Source organism: Nocardia sp. NPDC003726, assembly GCF_053586955.1.
Window position 1 is genome coordinate 78,944 of sequence record NZ_JBSFNF010000012.1, and the last position, 19,560, is coordinate 98,503.

The window sequence follows — 19,560 nt, forward strand, 5'->3', positions numbered from 1 at the left end:
CCTGCAGGCCGCAGGTGCGCGTCTCAATAACCTCGGAGGTCATGGCCGCACCGCGGGGCGGGATGCTTCACTGGCCGGGTGACACCGGCGCGAACACAGTCGAGAGCGGGCATCCTGCTGCGAGAATGGCGGCAACGGCGCAGGTTGAGCCAGCTCGACCTGGCACTGGCGGCGGACACCTCGGCGCGGCACCTGTCCTACGTGGAGACCGGCCGCGCCGCGCCGAGCCGGGCGGTGGTGCTGCGGTTGTGCGACACGCTGGAGGTGCCGCTGCGCGAACGCAACACTGTGCTGGTGGCGGCGGGTTTTGCCCCCGCCTACCTGGAGAGCAGTCTCGACGACGCCCATCTCGCGTCGGTGCGCACCGCATTGGAGACCATGCTGACCGCGCACGAACCGTACCCCGCGGTGGTGATCGACCGGCTGTGGAACGTTGTGGTGGGCAACGCGGCGATGAGCGTGCTGATGGACGGCGTCCCCGAGCACGTGCGCGCGCCCCGGCCCAACGTCTACCGGCTGGTGCTGCACCCGGATGGCCTCTCGTCCCGGTTGGCCAACCTCGCCCAGGTGCGGGAATTGTTCCTGGAGCGTTTGGCCAGGCAGGTCAGCGCGAGCGGGGACGCGGAACTGTCCGCGCTGTACGACGAGGTTTCCGGCTACCCCGATCCGCCGGGGGCGGACGCCGCGGCGGCGGTGACCGGCACGCCGAGCCCGTTCGAGGTGCCGATCCGCATCCGCACTCCTGCGGGCGAGCTGTCGATGTTCAGCACGATGGCCACCTTCGGCGCTCCGGCCGATGTGACGCTGTCGGAGCTGGCCATCGAATTGTTCTATCCCCTCGACGCCTTCACCGCGGCCGCGCTGCGCTTGGCGGCCACGGCGAAGGCGTGAGCGGACCTCAGGCGTCCAGCATGGATTCGTCCCACTCGCGGTCCAGGTCGGGGTCGGCGGCCGAGAGCACCTCGTCCAGCCGCAGCCCCAGCTCGGCGATGTTCGGCTCGGTCATCATGTTCAGGTGATCGCCCGGCACGTCGATCACCGTGAACCGGCGCGCCGCGTACTGCTTCCAGCCGTTGTCGGCGCTGTCGAACATGCTGCCCACGGTCTGGTGCGCCAGATCGACGCCCGGCGGCAGGCCCTCGGTGGCGCGCAACAGCGTGATGTCGCGCTCGTACGGCTCGAGCTTGTAGTCCAGCATGGCCGAGTAGTTGGCGAAGAACACCTCGTAGAGCCGCCGGATCGCCTGCGGCGAACTGTCGGCGGGCAGGATGCCCGACCGCACCGACTCCGCCAGCATCGCCGCGAACAAGTCCTCGGAATTGTGCACGTCGGGCTCGAAATCGACCAGCGCGGAACGGCTTCCCCGCGCGTACCACAGCAGCTCGAGGAAGAACCACCGGATGAGCTTCTCCTCCGGAATCGGGGTCCGGGTGCGAGCGCGCAGCGCCATCGTGTCCAGCAGCGTCACACTGGAGACCTCGTGCTCGGGCAGCTGGCGGGCCATCTCCAAGGCGACGTAGCCGCCGAACGACCAACCCGCCAGGTGATACGGCCCCTTCGGATGCACCCGCCGCACCGCTTGCAGATACGACTCCGTCATCGCGGGAATGGTCTTCTCCGGGGCGCTGCCGGAATCCGCGCCCGCGGCCTGCAATCCGTAGATCGGGCGATCCGGATCCAGGTACCGCGCCAGCGCCAAGTAGCACAGCACGTTGCCCCCGATCGGGTGCACCAGGAACAGCGGCGGCTTGCTGCCGCCGACGCTGATCGGCACCAGCGGGTCGAACGTGCGCCGCACGTCGCCCGACCGGATCAGCGTGGCGATCCCGGCGGCGGTGGGCGCGCCGATGAACGCGTCCAGCGGCACCTCCACGCCCCAGCGCCGCGACAGCGCCATCACCACGCGCATCGCCCCGATCGAGGTGCCGCCCGCGGCGAAGAAGTCGTCGTCGACGCCGATCGCGCGCAGCCCCGCGTACTCGGCCAGCAGTTCGACCGCCGTGCGTTCGTATTCGTCGGCGGGCTCCCGCCGCGCCGACACCGTCTCGGTGGCGTCCTCGCCGTAGGCGCGCAGCGTCGCGTCGTCGCGCTTGCCGCTGGGCGTGCGTGGCAGTTCGTCGAGCCAGGCGAACCGCGAGGGCACCATGTGCGCGGGCAGCATCGTGCGCAGGTCGTGCCGCAGCGCGGCGAGGTCGGTCCGCTCGGGCGAGCCGACCAGGAACGCGATCAGCGAACCGTCGATGCCGCCGAAACCACGGGCCACCACGGCGGCCTCGGTGATGCCGGGGAACTTCTCCACCAGGCTCAGGATGCACAACTCGACTTCGGCCGGTTCCACACGGAAGCCGCGGATCTTGACCTGGCTGTCACTGCGTCCGAGGCAGACGATGTCGCCGGAGAACAGCCGGACGCCGAGGTCGCCGGTGCGGTACCGGACCGCGCCCGCGTGCGTGGCGACGAACCGCTGCGCGGTGAGCGCGGGCCTGCCCTCGTAGCCGCGGGCGATGCTGCGGCCACCGAGATAGATCTCGCCGATCACGCCGTCCGGCACCGGGCGCAGGGCGCTGTCGAGCAGTTCGACGGTGTCGCCGTCGACGGCGCGCCCGATGGGCGGCAGCGCGGGGAACTCGTCGGCCGGACCCGTGAGGGTGAACTTGGTCGCCACGTGGGATTCGGTGGGGCCGTACTGGTTCTCCAGCACCAGACCGGGCACCACCTTGCACAGCGCGCGGATCTCGTCGGTGATGCGCAGCTGTTCGCCGGAGGAGATCAGCACTTTCAGCTCGGTCGGGAACATCCGGTGCGCCACTGCCGCTTCGGCGAACGCCTGCAAGGCGACGTACGGCAGGAAGAGCCGCTCGATGCGCTCATCCACCACCGTGCGCAGCAGTTGCTCGACGTTCGATCGCAGATCGGCCGAACTCACTCGCAGGGTCGACCCCGCCGCGAGGGTCGTGAAGATCTCCTGGAACGACACGTCGAAACTCAACGGCGCCAACTGGAGTGTGCTCAGCAGGCCGGTGCCGGTGGCCGCGCGATTCTGCCAGTCCACCAGGGAGGTCAAGCCGCGATGCGGCATCGCGACGCCCTTGGGCTCGCCGGTCGAGCCCGAGGTGAACAGGACGTAGGCCACCGCGTCGGGCGAGATGTGCGTGGGCAGCGACACTTCCGCGTCGGGTTCGGAATCGTCGAAGAGCGCGGCGGTGTCCAGCACCAAGGCGGCCTCGTCGACGATGTCGCGATAGGCGGCGTCGGCGATCACGCGGTGCGGGCGGGCGCGGTCGATCATCAGATTGAGCCTGGCGCGCGGGTAGCTGACATCCAGCGGTACGCACGCGGCCCCGAGCCTGGTCAGCGCGAGCACGAGCAGGATCAATTGCGGGCGGCGCCCCATCAGGATGCCGATCCGGTCGCCCGGCGACACCCCGAGCCCGGCCAGTCGCCGGGCCAGCCGGTCGGAGCGTTCGATCAGCTGGTCGTAGGTGACGGATTCGTCGTCACCGGCCAAGGCGACGCGCGACGGATGGAGCGCGGCGGCCTCGGCCACCAGAGTGCCCACGTCGCGGGCGGTCGCGGGGCCCACGCCGCGGTCGATCGCCGTGTCGGGGTCGGCGACGATACCGGCCAGCATGCGCAGCTGCGTGCGGGCCACGGTCTCGCATTGCTCGGCGGTGAGCGTGTGATCGCCGTCCACCCGCAGCCACATCCGGCCGTCGCGCGGGTCGGTCGCCGCGGTGACCAGCAGTTGGAAGTTGGTCTCCTCGCGGGCCTCGAAGTCGAGCAGGCGCACGCCGTCCAGCACGAGCATCGGCTGGAAGACGTGATAGTTGACGAAATTGAACGCCGTCTCGAAGACCGGCCCGCCGTCGGCGAGGATCGACCGCAGCGGGTAGCGGCGGAACGGATACGCCTCGCGTTCGCGTCGCGCGAGCTGCTCCACCGCCGCGCGCCATGTGGTCGCGGCGCCGTCCAACCGGATCGGCAGCGTGTTGAGGAACAGCCCCGCCACTCGTTCGGCGCCGGCCCGGTCCGGGCGGCCGTGGCTGACCACGCCGGTGGTGACATCCGTGCGGCCGGTGAGCGCCCGCAGCGCCAGGCAGTGCGCGGCCAGATACACCGACTTCTCCGGCACCTGATGGCGCGTGGCGAACGCCGAGACCTGTTCGGCCAGCCTGCGCGGCACCAGCGCCCGCGCTTGCGGCACGCCCGCCACCACCGGCTGGTGCGCCCCGAGCGCGGTCAGCGCGGTGGGCTCGGCGCCTTCCAGGGCGGTGCGCCAGTACGCGCGGGCCGCGCTGTCGCGTGCCGCGCCCTGTTCGGCCCGCGCGTATTCGGCGAGCACGGTGGCCGGATGCGGGGCGGCCTCGACCTGGTTCTGGGTCATGCCCAGGTGATGCAGGTAGTCCAGCAGCAGTTCCAGCACCGACGTGGCGACGCTCCAGCCGTCCAGGATGGCGTGGTGGAAGCTGAGCACCAGGTCCACCGTGCCGACCGGTTCCTGCGGCCCGGGGCGGACGAACACCCGGATGGCGAACAGCGCGGGGACCGAGATGTCGTACTGGGCGTGGGCCCGCTCCTGGAGATGGATCTCGATCAGATCCTCGCCGTCCGCCTCGTCCATCTCGCCGAGATCGACGATCTGGAGATCGTAGGAGGGCGCTGTGTGCACGATCTGCAGCGGAACCGAGTACTTGCTCAGTTCGAACGACGAGCGCAGCGCGGGTTGACGCCGCACCAGCCGGTCCACCGCGTCACGGAACTCAGCTGCGTCCCAAGGGATTTCGAGACTGTAGCGGAACACGTCCTTGTAGGTGACCGAGTCGGCGCGCTCGATGCTGTGATACAGCATGCCCAGTTGCAGCGCGGTGGCCGGGAACGCGTCCTCGGCCTGGTACAGCGCGGCGCGGTCGATCAGCGGCACCGTCTCCAGCGGCGCGGCGACGCGGCCGCGCTCGTCGCGGCGGTCGTCGCGCACCACGCGGGCCAGTTCGGCGATGGTCGGCGCCTGGTAGAACGAGTCCACGTCGAAGTAGAGCCCGGCGCGTTCGGCGGCGGTCCGCACGGCCAGCGCGAGGATGGAGTCGCCGCCGTGGGTGAAGAAGTTGTCGTGCACGCCGATCGACTCGACGCCCAGCACGGTGCGCCAGACCTGCGCGAGTCCGGCCTCGACATCGGTGCGCGGCTCGCCGCCCTCGGCCGGTTCGGCGCCGTGACCGAGGACGAGTTGCTCGGCCAGCGCGCGCCGGTCCAGCTTCCCGTTGCGGGTCAGCGGGATCCGGTCCACCCGGATCAGCCGCGACGGCACCATGTAGCGGGGCAACCCGGCCGCGAGCTGCTCGGCGATCTCCTCGCCGGAGACGTCGGCGCCGACGAAGTAGCCGACCAGTTGCACGCCGTGCGCCTCCGAGACCTCGTCCACCACGGCCGCCGCACGAACCCCGGCGCAGCCGAGCATGGCGTTCTGCACCTCGCCGAGGGTGATCCGGTTGCCGCGGATCTTCACCTGGTCGTCGAAGCGGCCCAGGTACTCCAGGTTGCCGTCGGGCAGCCAGCGCGCCAGGTCACCGGTGCGGTACCGGCGGCGCCCCGGCACCGCGCGATCGTCGACGAACGCCGCCGCGGTCAGCTCGGGCCTGCCGCGATAGCCACGGGCCACGCCGACGCCCGCGATGTTCAGCTCTCCCGGCACGCCGACCGGCACCCGGCGGCCGATGTGATCGAGCACGAGCAGGTCGATGTTGTCGATCGGGCGGCCGATCGGCACCACCTCGAGCGGCTCGTCGGCGGGGCAGTCGAAATAGGACACGTCGACCGTGGCCTCGGTCGGGCCGTAGAGATTCACCAGCTGCGGCGCCGCCGCTCCGGCCGCGGCGAAGACCGCGTGGAACCGGCGCACCAGCGCCGGGGGTAGCGCCTCACCGCTGCAGAAGATCCGCCGCACGCTGCCCAGCCGCGCCACCGTCGCCGGGTCGGCCGCGAGTTCGTCGACGAACGCGGCCAGCATGGAGGGCACGAAGTGCAGCACCGTCACGCCGTGCGCGGCGATCGCGTCGGCGATGCGGCGCGGATCGCGCTCCCCGCCCGGTTCCAGCAGCGCCACCCGCGCGCCGGTGATCGCCCACCAGAACAGCTCCCACACCGACACGTCGAAGGTCACCGGCGTCTTCTGCAGGATCACGTCCGACTCGCGCAGCGGGTAGCGCCGCTGCATCCAGGTCAGGCGGTTCACCACCGACCGGTGCTCGATCATCACGCCCTTGGGCACGCCCGTCGAACCGGAGGTGTAGATGAGGTAGCCGAGATCCGCCGGGTGCGAGACGCTTTCGACGCCGCGGGCCGGGACGGTGTCGGCCACCGTGATCCTCGTGACGCCCAGTTCGTCGAAGACCGCCTGATGCCGCGGCCCCGCCACGACGAAGCGCGCCCCGCAGTCGGCGAGCACGGTCTCGATGCGAGCGGCCGGGAAGTCCGGGTCGAGCGGCACGTACGCGCAACCGGCCCGCAGCACACCGAAGATGGCGACGAGCATCTCGGTCGAGCGGGGCAGCACCACCGGTACGCATTCGTTGCCGGTCGCGCCGAGCGCGTGCAGCCTGGCGGCGAAGCCGTCGGCCAACGTGGACAATTCGGCGTAGCGCAGCGGCTGCTCCCCTGACCCCGCCACCGGTTCGATCGCGATCCGATCCGGATGCCGTGCGGCCATGTCGGCGACCAGCCGGTCGATCGTCGTGTACGGGAACTCCGCGCGCGGACCGGATTCGAACGCGGCGATGGCCGCCTGCTCCCGCCTCGGCATCAGCGGCAGGTCCGAGATCGGCGCCTCCGGCCGGTCCAGCGCCGCGACCAGCAGCGCGCCGACGCCGCGCACGACCGATTCGAACGGGAAATTCTCGTCGAAGACGTCCTTGTCGTAATACAGCTGGAGGTTCAGCGAGCCGTCGCGGGCGTGCTCGACGCCGAGAATGTTCAACGCCTCGAGCACCGTGCCCGGATTGACGATGTCGAGCGTGCCGAGGATCTTGTCGAGGTGATCCGAGGGCGGCATCTTGATGTAGGAGTACGCCACGTCGAACAGTGGCGGAGCCGTCGGATCGCTGCTGAGGGCACGGGCCAGGTCGCCGTACGGGAAGCGCTCGTAGCGCTTGAGTTCCCGGATCTGCGCGGCCACCTCGGTAGCGACCGCCGACAGCGGCTCGGTGGGATCGACCCGGATGCGCAGGGGCACCACGTTCGTCCGGTGCCCGGCGGTGCGGAAGGTCTCCGCGCTGTGCCGGTTGAGCATCGGGACTCCGATCACCACCTCCTCGGAGCGGTGGATGGTGGTCAGGTAGGCGGCCAGGGCCGAAACGGTGAACGCGAAGACGGAGAAGCCGGTGGCTCGAATGCGGTCGAGGAACGCGGGTTCGACGACCACGCGCCGACGCCCCCGATCGACGTTCGGGGTGCTCGCGCGTCCGGAGAAGAGTGAGGGGACCACTCCTTCGAAGCGGCGCACCAGCGCGTCACGGTCCGCCGCCCACTGCGGCGAGGACAGATACTCCTCGTGTTCGGCGGCGATCCTGCGGTAGGTCGCCGCACTGCGGTCGGTCTGCTCGGTGAACGGCTCGGGCTCGGCGAGCTGCTCGAGCGAGAGGTCGCCGCGGCTGTAGTTGTCCACCAGGGCGCTCCACAGCGCGTTCACGCCCCAGCCGTCGATCATCGCGTGGTGCATCGCCACGTAGAGATGGAAGTGGTCGGGCCCGTCGACCAGCGCGGCGATCCGGAACGGCTGGCGCGGCGGGGACGGCGTCACATTGGCCCGGTTCACCCAGTCCCGGCGCGCCGCGGCCGGGTCGGAGGCCCAGCTGAGATCGACCAGCTCCACCTCGGGTAGCTCGTCGGAGACCCATTGCCAGAAACGGCCTTCGGAGAACTCGAACCGCAGGCGCAGCGCCTCGTCCGACAGCAGCGCCCTGCGCACCACGGCGCGCAACCGGTCCATGTCGAAGGGCTCGTCCATGAACGCGCAGTACGCGTTCCGGGTGACCGGAGCCGGGGCATACCGGTAGGCCACCGACAACACATCGCGCTGGTACGCGCTGACCGGCCAGGCTTCGGGGGGTCTCTCGGAAGTAGCACTCGGTTCGAATGTCACAGTCACTCCTATCGCGACAGTCGCGGCACCGGCCGTGCGCGGATCCGCTCGGGCCCACCCTGATCGCTGACACGCAAAGCTGCTACCACACTTATCCAGTTATCGATATCGCGAATCACGGCATCGGCAGTGCCGATGCCGCGACTCTGCTGTTGTTATCGCGGGGTATGCGGGCCGGTCAGCAAGCCGACAGCAGCGCACGCACGCTTTCGTCGGCCAGACGATCGGCTCGGTCGCGGGAGACCGCCGGCTCGACGTAGCCGATGTTGAGGGACAGCTCGTTGTGCGTCGCGTTGGCGGTCGCCATGATGAAGCCGCTGACGGACATGCCGGAGACGAACTGCGCGCCCTCCAGCTGCCAGGAGCCGATCTTGTCGGGGAACGGGTAGTCGCCCAGGTAGGTCATACAGAGATGACCGGGGCCGCGGGTGTCCATGAGTTTCACCGTGGACGCGCTCGCGGCCACCGACTTCGGCGCGGCCACCTTCAGCAGGTTCAGCGCGGACAGGTGATCGCGCCGGTCCATCCTGGCGCCGTACTCGCGTTCGATCTCGGCGGCGATCTCCCACAGCGAGGCCCACGGCGCGTACTTGGCCGGAGTGGCGATCATGCCCTGATAGGTGCCCACTTCGGTGTCGCCCGCGGCGCCGTCGAGATGGTCACGGAAGTTGACCGAGCTGCCGACGGTGTACCAGGCGGCCTTCTCGGTGCCCGCCTCCCTGGCCGCGGCGATCAGCAGCGCCGCGGAGAGGGCGGCCTGCAGGCCGACGCCGTGGCGGGCGCAGCCCGCGGTGAGCGCGTCCAACCGGTCGCCGTCGAGGCTGCGGTGCACCACCCGGCTGCGCCGCTGCGCCGGCGGGGCGAGCCTGGTCGGCTCCAGCCTGCGCGGCTTGCGCAGCTGCGACTTCTGGTCGCGCAGGAACGAACCCGCGGTGCGCAGCGCACCGCCCGCGCCTTGGAAGCGCGGCGGGAACAGTTCCTCCGGGCCCGGCCGGACCGGAGCGGGTGCGAAATCGCCCCCTTCCCCTGCGGCCGCTTGGAGCACCTGCTTGGCGACCGACAGCGCGCTCTCGCCGTCGGCGATGGCGTAGTGCAGCGTGACGATCAGCTCGTTGGTGCCGTCGGTCTCCTTGATCAGCACCGCCCTTGCCAGCGGGCCGGTGCGCCAGTCGAACGGCTCGCGCAGCTCCACCTCGTCGGCCTCGGCCAGCCAGTTCGTGCTGTCCTCCGATTCGATCACCCGCAGCGGAATCGGCGCCTGCACCGGCACGAAACGCGGTGCGGTGCCGTCCGGTTCGGCGGCGACGGCGACCCGCAACAGCGGATGCCTGCGCTGCACTTCGTCCAGACCCGCGCGGATCTGTTCGGCCTCGACGTGGCCCCGGATGCGCACCCGCGACAGGATGTGCAGCGGCGCGAGCTGATCGGCGATCCAGTGCCAGCGCTCGACCGGGGAGAGCGGACGCGGCAGCCGCGCGGTCGGCCCGTCCGGTTCGGGGAAGGACATCGGCTTGCCGAGGTTACGCAGGAAGAATTCGGTGGGCGCGTGCCGGAAGTAGGTGTCGCGCACCCGCACCAGGCGCGGGTCGGTGGTCTGCTCGATCTTGGCCAGCGAGGCCGATCCGTTGACGAACATGGCGGTGCGGTCGGCGCGCAATTTCTCGTAACGACGCAGGCCCGCCACCGGATCCAGGGAGTTGCGCAGCACACCGGCCAGCACCACCGCGTCCTCGATCGCGGCGTTGGCGCCCTGGCCGAGGCTGGGCAGCATCGGATGCGCCGCGTCGCCGAGCAGCGTCACCCGGCCGCGGCCCCACCCCGCCAGCGGCGGACGGTCCTGCGCGGGCACGGCCAGGATCGCCGCCTCGTCGGTCTGCTCGATGCAGGCGCGCACCTCCGGCGCCCAGTCGGCGTACAGGCGCAGCAGGTCGTCCTTGCCGCCCTGCCAGTTCGCGGCCTCGTCGGCGGGCAGCGTCTTGGTGCCCCACCAGTACACCCGGCCGTGACCGATGTCGTGAATGCCGAAACGCATTCCGGTGCCCCAGAAATGCGCCGACAACCCGCGCGCGACATTGGGATGCTCGAACGGGATGCAGGCCAGCCAGCAGACGAAATTGCCGGGACGCGGCTCGGCGCGGCCGTGCAACTGGGCGCGCACCACCGAGTGGATGCCGTCGGCGCCCACGAGCAGGTCACCCTCGGCGACCCGGCCGTCGGCGAACTCGACGCGCACGTGTTCGCCGTCGTCGACGAACCGGATGGCTTGCGCGCCGGTGAAAGTCGGCGTGTCACCGATCGCGCTCAGCAGCACGTCGTGCAGATCGGTGCGGTGCAGTGCGACAGCGGGTGCGCCGAGCTGGGCGTCGAGCCGATGCACCGGAAGCACCCGGATCGGGCTGCCGTCGGGGTTGCAGAAGCGGAAGGTCTCGACCCGGCCGCCGCGCTCGAGCAATTGCTCGTCGATGCCGAGGCCGAGGGTGCGCAGTGCGTTGATGCCGTTGGCCTGCACCGAAAGTCCGAAGCCCTGTGCCCGCAGTTCGGGGCCCGCTTCGTATAGTTCGACGCCGAATCCCGCATGCCGCAGGGCGGCCGCGGTGGTGAGTCCTCCGATCCCTGCCCCGAGAACGACAACCTTGATCGGACTGCTCATCGAACCTGCACTCTCATCGAACAACTCGACGGCACAGGTGCTTCGTGCCGCGACGCGGCCCGCGGGCCACACCGCCCGCGCGAAACCGTCCCGCTGCGCAGCGCCGGCCGAGGCCACCGTGTCGGCCCCGGCCGGGCAGGCAGCTGGGACGCCTGTGCCTGACCGTCCGGAAGCCTACCGCTACTCGGCGCGCAAGGCCGAGTTGAAGTGAGATTCACCGCATCATGCGATTGTGAAACGCAAATGTGTTGCAATGGTGCATAATTCGCCCTCCGTGCACCACGTTCGCCCTCGATTCCGGCACGTCGCCGGGCTCAGAGGTAGGACGTATCGTTCACCAGACGCACCGAAGACCCGCCGTCGAGATAGAACTCCGCTATCGACAGCGACGCCAGATCCAGATGCAAGCGATACAGCAGCGACGGGCCCGCATCGAGAGCAAGCCGCAGCAGCGTCTTGATGGGGGTGACGTGACTGACCACCACCACATTGGCGCCGGGATACCGCTCGAGCAGGTCGCGCAGCGCGGCGTCCACCCGTGCGCGGACCTCCTCGAAATTCTCCCCGCCCGGCGCGGCGACGGTGGGGTCGCCGATCCAGCGGGCGTGCAGATCCGGATCGCGCTGCGCGGCCTCCGCGAAGGTCAGACCTTCCCACGCGCCGAAGTCGGTCTCGATCAACCCCTCGTGGATCTCCAGCGGAACCTCGAGCGCGGCGGCGGCCGCCTCAGCGGTCTCCCTGGCCCGGCCGAGCGGCGAACTGACCACCGCGGCGATATCGCCTTTGGCGGCCAGCATTTTCGCAGCACGCGCGGCCTGCTCGCCGCCGAGCGGCGTGAGCGGCGGATTGCCGCGACCGGAATAGCGGCGCTGCAGCGACAACTCGGTTTGGCCGTGGCGAAGCAACAGCAAACGCGTGGGCCTGCCGATGGCGCTGGTCCAGCCGGGGCCGTGCCGCGCAGGCTCGGTCTGCCCGGCGTTCGCGTCCCTGGCTTGGCCGATCCAGCTCGGCAGCTCGCGCTCCGTGGCCGCGAGGGCCGGATCGGCGGCCTCCGTCGAGCTGGTGGCGGCCGCACGGACATCGTCGGCTCCGGCGTCCATGGCCTCGTTCGCCAGCCGGTCGGCATGGGCGTTCTGCGCGCGCGGAATCCAGTCGTAGCTCACCCGGGCGAACCCGGCCGCGATCCTGCGCGCCTGGTCGGCGAGCGGGATCAGGGCCGCGTGCTTGATCTTCCAGCGACCGGACATCTGCTCGACGACCAGCTTGGAATCCATACGCACCACGACCGATTCGGCGCCCAGTTCCGCGGCCGCCGCCAACCCCGCAATCAATCCGCGATATTCGGCGACGTTGTTGGTCGCGACGCCGAGGAACTCCCGGCGCTCGGCGAGCACCCGGAGGTGGTCGGCGTCGTAGACCACCGCGCCGTACCCGGCAGGCCCCGGATTGCCCCGCGAGCCGCCGTCGGCTTCGACGATCACCTCCGGGAAACTCATCGCACTCCCGTGGCAACCGGTCGCGGCGAACTCACAGCCCCGATTCCTTGGTCCGGACCAGGATGGCGCCGCACTCCGGGCAGCGCACGACCACGTCCGGGGCGGTCTTGGCGATGCGGGCGATCTCGCCGCGATCGAGTTCGATGCGGCACGCGCCGCAGCGGCGCGCCTGCAACAGCGCGGCGCCGACGCCGTGCTGCTGCCGCTGACGGTCGTAGATGGCCAGCAGCTCGCCGGGCAACTTCGCGACCACGCCGGCGCGATCGGTCTCGCAGCGCGTCTGCGCCACGTCCAGATCCGCGAGCGCCTCGTCGCGCTGTCGCCGGGCGGCGGCGAGTTCCTCGTCGGTCTTGCTCAAGCGCGCGCCCGCGTGCTCGTGATCGGCGGCGGAGGCCTCGCGCCGCTCCATCACCTCGAGCAGTTCGTCCTCCAGCACGGAGCGGCGGCGCTGCAGGCTGCCCAGCTCGTGCTGGATCTCCGAAAGCTGCTTGGCGTTCACCGTTCCCGCGGTGAGCAGGCTCTTGTCGCGCTCCTCACGCTTGCGCACCGCGTCGACCTCGCCCTCCAGCTTGCGGATGTCGCGATCGAGGTCGTCCAGCACGATCTCCACGGCCACGGCGGCGTCGGAGTGCGCGTTGCGCTCGGCTTCCAGCCGCGCCACCTCCTGCTGCTCGGGCAGCACGGTACGGCGGTGCGCGATCCGGGTCAGCTCGGCGTCGACGGCGGCGAGCCGCAGCAGCTCGGCCTGGATCGGGGGTTCGACATTCAACGCGGACAAACTCCTGGACGGGGTGGACGGGACTGGTGTTCAACCGTACCCCGCCGGATCGGCGGACCGGCGTCAGCCGCCGACGGCGCGGGTTTTGATCGCGTCGCGGGAGATGTAGACGTCGTACTCGCCGGGCACCGCGATGACCGCGTTGCCGTAGGCGGAGCGCACGAACGGCTGGGTCCACCAGCGGCCCTCGCGCATGTCGGCGAAGAAGTCGCGGTCGCCGTCGTTGAGGAAGATCTGGTTCTGCTTGGTCGCGACGCCGTCGAGGCGCTGGCCGTACAGGCGGCTGATCCGGTAACCGGAGTGGAAGCCGAGGGCGTTCACCCACGGTTCCAGCTCCACGATGCCCGCCTGCAGCACCCACATGTCGCCTTCGACCCGGTGGGTGAGGCGCTGTTCGGGGTGGTCGTCGTCGCCGTACAAGGTGAGGTCGACGTCGAGCAGGTGTTCTTCTCCCGCCACCGGCTTGGCGACCACGTGCGCCGCCTTGATCTCGCCGGTCAATCCGAGGTAGGTCTGCAGCAGGGTCGCGATCCACAGCAGCACCGCGGCGACCAGCAGCAGTGCGAGCCCACCCGTTCCCCGCGCGAGCAGCGGCCGCATTCCCACCCGCCGCGCGGCGATCAGACCGGAGATGATCAGCGCGACACCGACGACCAGCAGCAGGATCAGCCCGATCTGCACGAGCCCGAAATCGACCGGGAAGTTCATGCGGTAGTTGTACCCCGCGCGAACCGGTCGATTCACCCGAACCGCCCATCCTTTCCCGGCTCGGCGCGGACACGCCCCGACACGCCGTTGCCAGTTCTGCGCCGGGACAACGGCTTCGCCGGATCAGCCGGGCGCGTGCACCGTCCACGGGTCGGTGCGCACCGTGGACACCCTGGTCTCCAGACCCGGCAGGGCGGTTCGCACGACCGCTTCCGCTTGTGCGCACCAAGGGAATTCGGTCGCCCAGTGGGCGGCGTCGACCACGGCGGGCCCGCCCTTGCGCAGGTGCTCGTCCACCGGGTGGTGGCGCAGGTCGGAGGTCAGATACACGTCGACGCCCAGTCCGGTGGCCCTGCCCAGGTAGGAGTCGCCCGCGCCGCCGCAGACCGCGACCGTGTAGACGGTGCGGTCCGGGTCACCGGCGGCGCGCACGCCCCATGCGGTGGGCGGGAGGGCCCGGGCCACGCGATCGGCGAAGGCGCGCAGCGATTCCGGTTGCGGCAGCGTGCCGACCCGACCGATGCCCAGCGAGGACGGCAGCTCGGCGCGTTCCCCGATGTGATAGACCGGGTCTTCGCCGGGGTGCGACGCGCGCAGCGCGGTGAGCACCGCCGAACGCGCGGAGCGCGGGGCGGACACCTCGATCCGGTCCTCCTCGACGTACCGCAGTTCCGTCAGCGAACCTTGGTCCGGACCGGTTTCGGCGATCGGACGGAATTGCTCGGTCGCGGGCACGCGCAGCGCACGGTCGCAACAGTGCCCGCCCGCACCCGCGCCCGCGGCGAAAAGCGCGGCGAGCACGGCATCGGTGTGCGTCCGTGGCACCTGGATCACCCAGTTGTCGACGGGAGCTTCGGGTTTCGCGTCCAGCGGTCCGGTCACCGTGAGACCGATGGCCGCGGCCAGCGCGTCGGAGACGCCGGGATCGGCGGAGTCGGCGTTGGTGTGCGCGGTGAACAGCGCGCAGCCGGCGCGGATCAGCCGGTGCAGCAGCGCGCCTTTCGGCGTGCTCGCCGCGACGGTGTCGACGCCGCGCAGCAGCAGCGGGTGGTGCACCACCAGCGCCTGCGCACGCCAGTCGATCGCCTCGTTGACGACCGCGGCGGTCGCGTCGACCGCGAACAGCACTCGGGTCAGCTCTTCGGCCGGGTCACCGCAGACCAGGCCGACCGAGTCCCACGGCTCGGCCAGCGCGGGCGGGTAGGCCGCGTCGAGCGCCCCGATGAGATCCGCGAGCGTGGTCATCGTCCACCTTCCTTCGCTTCGGTCCTGCACTGTGCGGCACCGGGTGCACTGCCGGACGTGCCGGCGCGGCTGCGTGCGCTCGCCTCTCTAGGGCACGCGCTGTGCGTGGTCGGGCGCAGTCCGGCGCCACGAGCGCCGCTGGAGCGGCTGTCGAGGTGACCGCCGCCTGCTGCATTGCTCGTCCGGATGCCCGATGCGGCGATCACCATGCGGCGGAATTCCGACCGACTCCACAGCAGGTTCTCGCCGAGTCGTGAAGATCGGCCGCCGGCCGCGAGACTTCCGGCGCGCGAGATCTCCGTCCGTCCGGCCGGCCTGCGCGCGGGATCGACGTGGCGCGGCCGGAGCCTCGCACTCACCGGACATCCGCCGATCGGATCGCCGCGACCAGCCGATCGACCTCCGCGGGGCCACGGACCGCGACGCGCAGATGATCCGGGCCCAAGCCGGGGAAGGTGTCCGCGCGCCGGACCGCGATCCCCTCCGCGACCAAGTGTTTGCGCAGCAATTCGCCGTCCGCCACGCGCAGCAGCAGGAACGGGCCTTCCGCCGGAGTGTGAACCGCCACGCCGAGGTCGCTCAGGCGCTCGATCATCGCGGCACGGTGCACGGCGAGCGTCTCGGCACGGCGCTCGGATTCGGCCACGGCGACCGGGCTCGCGGTGGCGGTGATCGCCTCCAGCTGCAAGGTGCTCAGCGGCCAGTGCGGACGCCCGTGGGCCAGCCGCGCCAGCACGCCGGGCGCGCCGAGGAAGTAGCCGCAGCGCAGCCCCGCCAGCGCCCACGTCTTGGTGAGGCTGCGCAGGACGAGCAGGTCGGGCGCGGGGTCGGCGGCCAGCGATTCCGGCTCACCGGCCACCGCGTCGGCGAAGGCCTCGTCGACCACGATGACGCGACCGGGCCTGCGCAGGGCGCGGATGGTGTCGGCGGGGTGCAGCACCGAGGTCGGATTGGTCGGGTTCCCGAGCACCACCAGGTCGGCTTCGGCGGGCACCCCGGCGGGATCGAGCCGGTAGGGCGGTTCCAGCACCACCCTGGTGACGGGGACGCCCGCCTCCCGCAGCGCGAGTTCCGGCTCGGTGAACGACGGATGCACCACCGCGGCCGACCGCGGCGCGAGGCGGGGCAGCATGGCGAAGCCTTCCGCGGCGCCGGCCAGCAGCAGCACTTCGTCGGGATCGCGGCCGTGCCGGGCCGCGACCGCGCGGCGGGCCGTTTCGGCGTCCTCCGCGCTCGGATAACGCCCCAGATCGGACAGGCGCGCGGCCAAGCGCCGCCGCAGCCATTCCGGCGGCGCGTCACCCTGGACGTTCACCGCGAAATCGAGCATGCCGGGACGAGCGTCCACGTCGCCGTGGTGACGCAGTTTCGCTCGATCGACGGTGTCCTCGGCCACGAGACCACACCCTACGTGGCGGTCACGCGTCCGGACCGGCCAGAATGGCAGGCGTGGGCCAGCTGCACGTCTCGTTCGTCTGTACCGGCAACATCTGCCGCTCTCCGATGGCGGAGAAGATCTTCGCCTCGCACCTGTACCGGGCCGGACTGGCCAACCGGGTGCGGGTGAGCAGCGCGGGCACCGGTTCCTGGCACGTCGGCGACGACGCCGACCCGCGCACCAGCGCCACCCTGCGCAAATACGGCTACCCGACCGGGCACGTCGCCGCCGTGTTCGGCGCCGAGCACAGCGACGCGGACCTGGTGGTCGCGTTGGACCGCTCCCACCAGCGCGACCTGGCCCGCCTCGGCGTCCCCGCCGAGCGGCTGCGGTTGCTGCGCGCCTTCGACCCGGACGCCGACGGTCATGACGTGGCCGACCCCTACTACGGCGACGCGGCCGACTTCGAACTCGTGCGCGCCCAGATCGAGGCCGCCGTCCCCGGCCTGCTCGACTGGGTGCGCGCCGAACTCGCGGCCGCCGAACCGCCCGGTCTGCGCCCCGTTCCCGACGAGCGACCGTGATGCGCAGGCTCGCGTTCCTGCTGCGCCCCAGCTGGCTGATCCTGGCGGTGCTGGTCGCCGCGTTCGCCTACCTCTGCTTCACCGTGCTCGCGCCGTGGCAGCTCGGCAAGAACACGGCCACCTCGCACCGCAACCAGCTGATCGCGGACTCGGTGCGGGCCGATCCGGTCGATGTCACCACCGTGCTGTCCGGCACGGCGAGCGAGCACACCGAGTGGCGGCGTGTCACCGCTTCCGGCAGTTATGTGCCGGACTCGACGGTTCTGGTCCGGTTGCGCCACCTCGACGGCGCGCCGGGATACGCGGTGCTGGCGGCGTTCCGCTTGGACGACGGACGGGTGCTGCTCGTCGACCGCGGACTGGTGTCGGCCGTCGAAGGGTCGCGCCCGCCGCAGGTCCCCGAGCCACCCGCCGGGCCGCAGCGCATCGAGGCCAGGGTCCGCATGTCCGAAGGCGTCACGCCCGGCAAGGACCCGAGCGTCCAGGACGGCTATCGCCAGGTGTACTCCATCGACACCACCCAGGAGACGGCGGTCTTGCGACAGTCCCTGACTCCCGTGCCCACCGGCGGCGAACGCGGCGGCTATCTGCAACTGAGCGACAACCAGCCGGGCGCGTTCACGCCCACTCCGCTCCCCCAGCTCGATGCCGGCCCCTACCTCTCCTACGGCCTGCAATGGCTCGCCTTCGGCATCATGGCTCCCCTCGGCCTCGGCTATTTCATCTACGCAGAGATCCGGGAGAGAAGGAAAGAAAAGGGCGCCGCCGAACCAGCCCGCGCCACGTCTCCCGCCGACCCGGCCCGGTCGGAGCCGGTCGCCCCGGCCACGCCCGCCGCACCGACCACGGAAGCCCGCCTCGCCGACCGCTACGGCCGCGGCCGCGGTTGATCCGGGCAGTTCCGCTCCGCCCTGACTCGACGCCGGACGGCCGCTGAGGCTGTTACGGGCCGAGCAGATCCCACCGGTTGCCCGCGATGTCGAGGAAGACAGCCACCTGCCCGTATGACTCGCTACGGGGCACTCTGACGAACTCGACACCATGCGAGACCATTCGGTCATACGCCGACTGAAAGTCGTCCACCTGCAAGAAGAACCCGACACGGCCCGCGACCTGCTGCCCGATCACCGCCGCTTGCGTCTCACCGTCGGCCCGGGCGAGCAGGATGCCCGTTTCGGCACCGGGCGGCCGCACGACCACCCACCGTTTCGGGCGGCCGTCGTCGGTGCGCGCCGGGGAGTCCTCGATCAGCTCGAATCCCAGCGCGTGGACGAAGAAGTCGATCGCGGCGTCGTACTCCGCCACCACGATGGTCATGAGCGCGATTCGCACCTGCCGACCCTAGCCGAGCCCGAACGCGGGTTCACGCGGTCGACGGCGCTCGCTGATAGGGGTGATCCGCATGTTGCGGCCGGTGACCCACGGTCGCAGGGCGATCGCAACCGGCTGGGGCCGCCGGTGCGCCCCGTTGACTCGGTTCTGTAGCTGCCGTTCGCCATGGCTTGCCAGGGCGGCGAACCCGCACCGCCGCGCCGGCCCCGGCTGCGGCGGCACGCGGCTATGCCTGGCGCGGCTTGCCGCGCAGACTCCGGCGGCGGCAATCGCAGACCTGGTCAGCGCCTGATCGCGGCCACGGCGGCGGCGAGCAGGGTGGCGGTGAACTGCACGGCCTCGGAAAGACGGACGGCGCGGCGCAGGTCGTGCACGGTCGGAGCCGGACCGTCACCCAGGGTCGGGCGCAGCTCCACGCCGTGCGGGTAGTCGGTGCGGCCACCCAACCGGACGCCCAGCGCCCCGGCCATCGATGCTTCGGCCACGCCCGCGTTGGGGCTGGGATGCCCGGCGGCGTCCCGCCGCCACGCGGCAAGGGCGGCGGCGGGTCGTCCACCGATCGAAGGGGCGAGCAGGGCGGTGAGCACCCCCGTGACGCGCGCCGGGACCAGATTGGCCGCGTCGTCGACGCGCGCGGCGGTCCAGCCGAATCGCCGGTAGCGCTCGTTGCGGTAGCCGATCATCGCGTCGAGCGTGTTGACCGCGCGATACCCGAGCAAACCCGGAATGCCCGCCACCGCTCCCCACAGCACCGGCGCGACGGCCGCGTCGGAGGTGTTCTCGGCGATGGACTCCAGGGCCGCGCGAGCCAGACCGTCGCCATCGAGCGCCCGCGGGTCGCGCCCGCACAGCGAGGGCAGTAGCGCGCGGGCGCCGTCCAGATCGTCCTCCGCCAAGTGGTCGGCCATCCGGCGACCGGTCCGGGCCAGGCTTCGGCCCCCCAGCACGGTCCAGGTCGCGACGGCGGTCGCGGCCACGCCGCCCCGGCGAAAAGCCACGCCCAGCCCAACCACCGCGCCGACGGCCATGGCCTCGTGCACCAGCCCCGCGGCGCGCCGGTCGGCATAGGTCACCGACTCCAGCGCAGCGACGGCGGAACCGAATCCGGCCACCGGATGCCACCGCCGCGGATCGCCGAACGCTCGATCGAGCGCGAAACCGAGCAGCAACCCGAGCGCGGTGGAGGTCCCCTTCTGCACCCGGCGACACTATCGGGCGGTCCCCGACCGGCCCGCACGGCCCGGCCGTGTCACAC

General features: G+C 71.1%; 12 protein-coding genes. 3 read left to right on the forward strand and 9 right to left on the reverse strand.

Annotated elements, in window-relative coordinates; translation table 11 throughout:
* The first annotated feature begins 78 nt into the window (after nucleotides 1-78).
* On the forward strand, nucleotides 79-891 hold the full coding sequence (locus tag ACWDMM_RS18070; protein WP_449938471.1) for a helix-turn-helix domain-containing protein: 813 nt from the start codon (nucleotides 79-81) through the stop codon (nucleotides 889-891).
* A 7-nt stretch (nucleotides 892-898) separates the two neighbouring features.
* On the opposite strand, the gene ACWDMM_RS18075 is transcribed toward ACWDMM_RS18070, so the two are convergent.
* The 7 genes from ACWDMM_RS18075 to cobC all read right to left on the reverse strand — a co-directional run bounded on the left by ACWDMM_RS18075 (nucleotide 899) and on the right by cobC (nucleotide 16,407).
* Complete coding sequence (locus ACWDMM_RS18075; protein ID WP_449938474.1) at nucleotides 899-8,134, reverse strand: amino acid adenylation domain-containing protein; 7,236 nt, start codon at nucleotides 8,132-8,134, stop codon at nucleotides 899-901.
* Nucleotides 8,135-8,312: 178 nt separating this feature from the next.
* On the reverse strand, nucleotides 8,313-10,784 hold the full coding sequence (locus tag ACWDMM_RS18080; protein ID WP_449938477.1) for an FAD-dependent monooxygenase: 2,472 nt from the start codon (nucleotides 10,782-10,784) through the stop codon (nucleotides 8,313-8,315).
* 314 nt (nucleotides 10,785-11,098) lie between these two features.
* Nucleotides 11,099-12,280 (reverse strand): bifunctional RNase H/acid phosphatase, encoded by a 1,182-nt coding sequence (locus ACWDMM_RS18085; protein WP_449938479.1) that lies wholly within the window; start codon nucleotides 12,278-12,280, stop codon nucleotides 11,099-11,101.
* A 31-nt stretch (nucleotides 12,281-12,311) separates the two neighbouring features.
* Complete coding sequence (locus ACWDMM_RS18090; protein ID WP_195077739.1) at nucleotides 12,312-13,049, reverse strand: zinc ribbon domain-containing protein; 738 nt, start codon at nucleotides 13,047-13,049, stop codon at nucleotides 12,312-12,314.
* 72 nt (nucleotides 13,050-13,121) lie between these two features.
* Nucleotides 13,122-13,766, reverse strand: coding sequence for a hypothetical protein (locus tag ACWDMM_RS18095; RefSeq protein ID WP_195077943.1), 645 nt, complete (start codon nucleotides 13,764-13,766; stop codon nucleotides 13,122-13,124).
* Between the two features lie 123 nt (nucleotides 13,767-13,889).
* The gene (locus ACWDMM_RS18100) at nucleotides 13,890-15,011 is read right to left on the reverse strand and encodes a Nif3-like dinuclear metal center hexameric protein (RefSeq protein ID WP_449938482.1); all 1,122 of its coding nucleotides are present in this window, start codon (nucleotides 15,009-15,011) and stop codon (nucleotides 13,890-13,892) included.
* A 355-nt stretch (nucleotides 15,012-15,366) separates the two neighbouring features.
* Nucleotides 15,367-16,407: an Rv2231c family pyridoxal phosphate-dependent protein CobC gene (cobC, locus tag ACWDMM_RS18105; protein WP_357108931.1), complete on the reverse strand. Its 1,041-nt coding sequence runs from the start codon at nucleotides 16,405-16,407 to the stop codon at nucleotides 15,367-15,369.
* A 44-nt stretch (nucleotides 16,408-16,451) separates the two neighbouring features.
* Here cobC and ACWDMM_RS18110 point away from each other — a divergent pair, with 44 nt between their 5' ends.
* Together ACWDMM_RS18110 and ACWDMM_RS18115 are read left to right on the forward strand one after the other, a co-directional pair.
* Nucleotides 16,452-16,973, forward strand: coding sequence for a low molecular weight protein-tyrosine-phosphatase (locus ACWDMM_RS18110; RefSeq protein WP_195077736.1), 522 nt, complete (start codon nucleotides 16,452-16,454; stop codon nucleotides 16,971-16,973).
* Nucleotides 16,973-17,863: an SURF1 family cytochrome oxidase biogenesis protein gene (locus tag ACWDMM_RS18115; protein WP_195077735.1), complete on the forward strand. Its 891-nt coding sequence runs from the start codon at nucleotides 16,973-16,975 to the stop codon at nucleotides 17,861-17,863. Before ACWDMM_RS18110 ends, ACWDMM_RS18115 begins: the two co-directional genes overlap by 1 nt.
* A 52-nt stretch (nucleotides 17,864-17,915) precedes the next feature.
* On the opposite strand, the gene ACWDMM_RS18120 is transcribed toward ACWDMM_RS18115, so the two are convergent.
* Nucleotides 17,916-18,305, reverse strand: coding sequence for a VOC family protein (locus ACWDMM_RS18120; protein WP_195077734.1), 390 nt, complete (start codon nucleotides 18,303-18,305; stop codon nucleotides 17,916-17,918).
* A 281-nt stretch (nucleotides 18,306-18,586) separates the two neighbouring features.
* Nucleotides 18,587-19,504, reverse strand: coding sequence for a cobalamin biosynthesis protein (locus tag ACWDMM_RS18125; RefSeq protein WP_357108927.1), 918 nt, complete (start codon nucleotides 19,502-19,504; stop codon nucleotides 18,587-18,589).
* Nucleotides 19,505-19,560 lie beyond the last annotated feature (56 nt).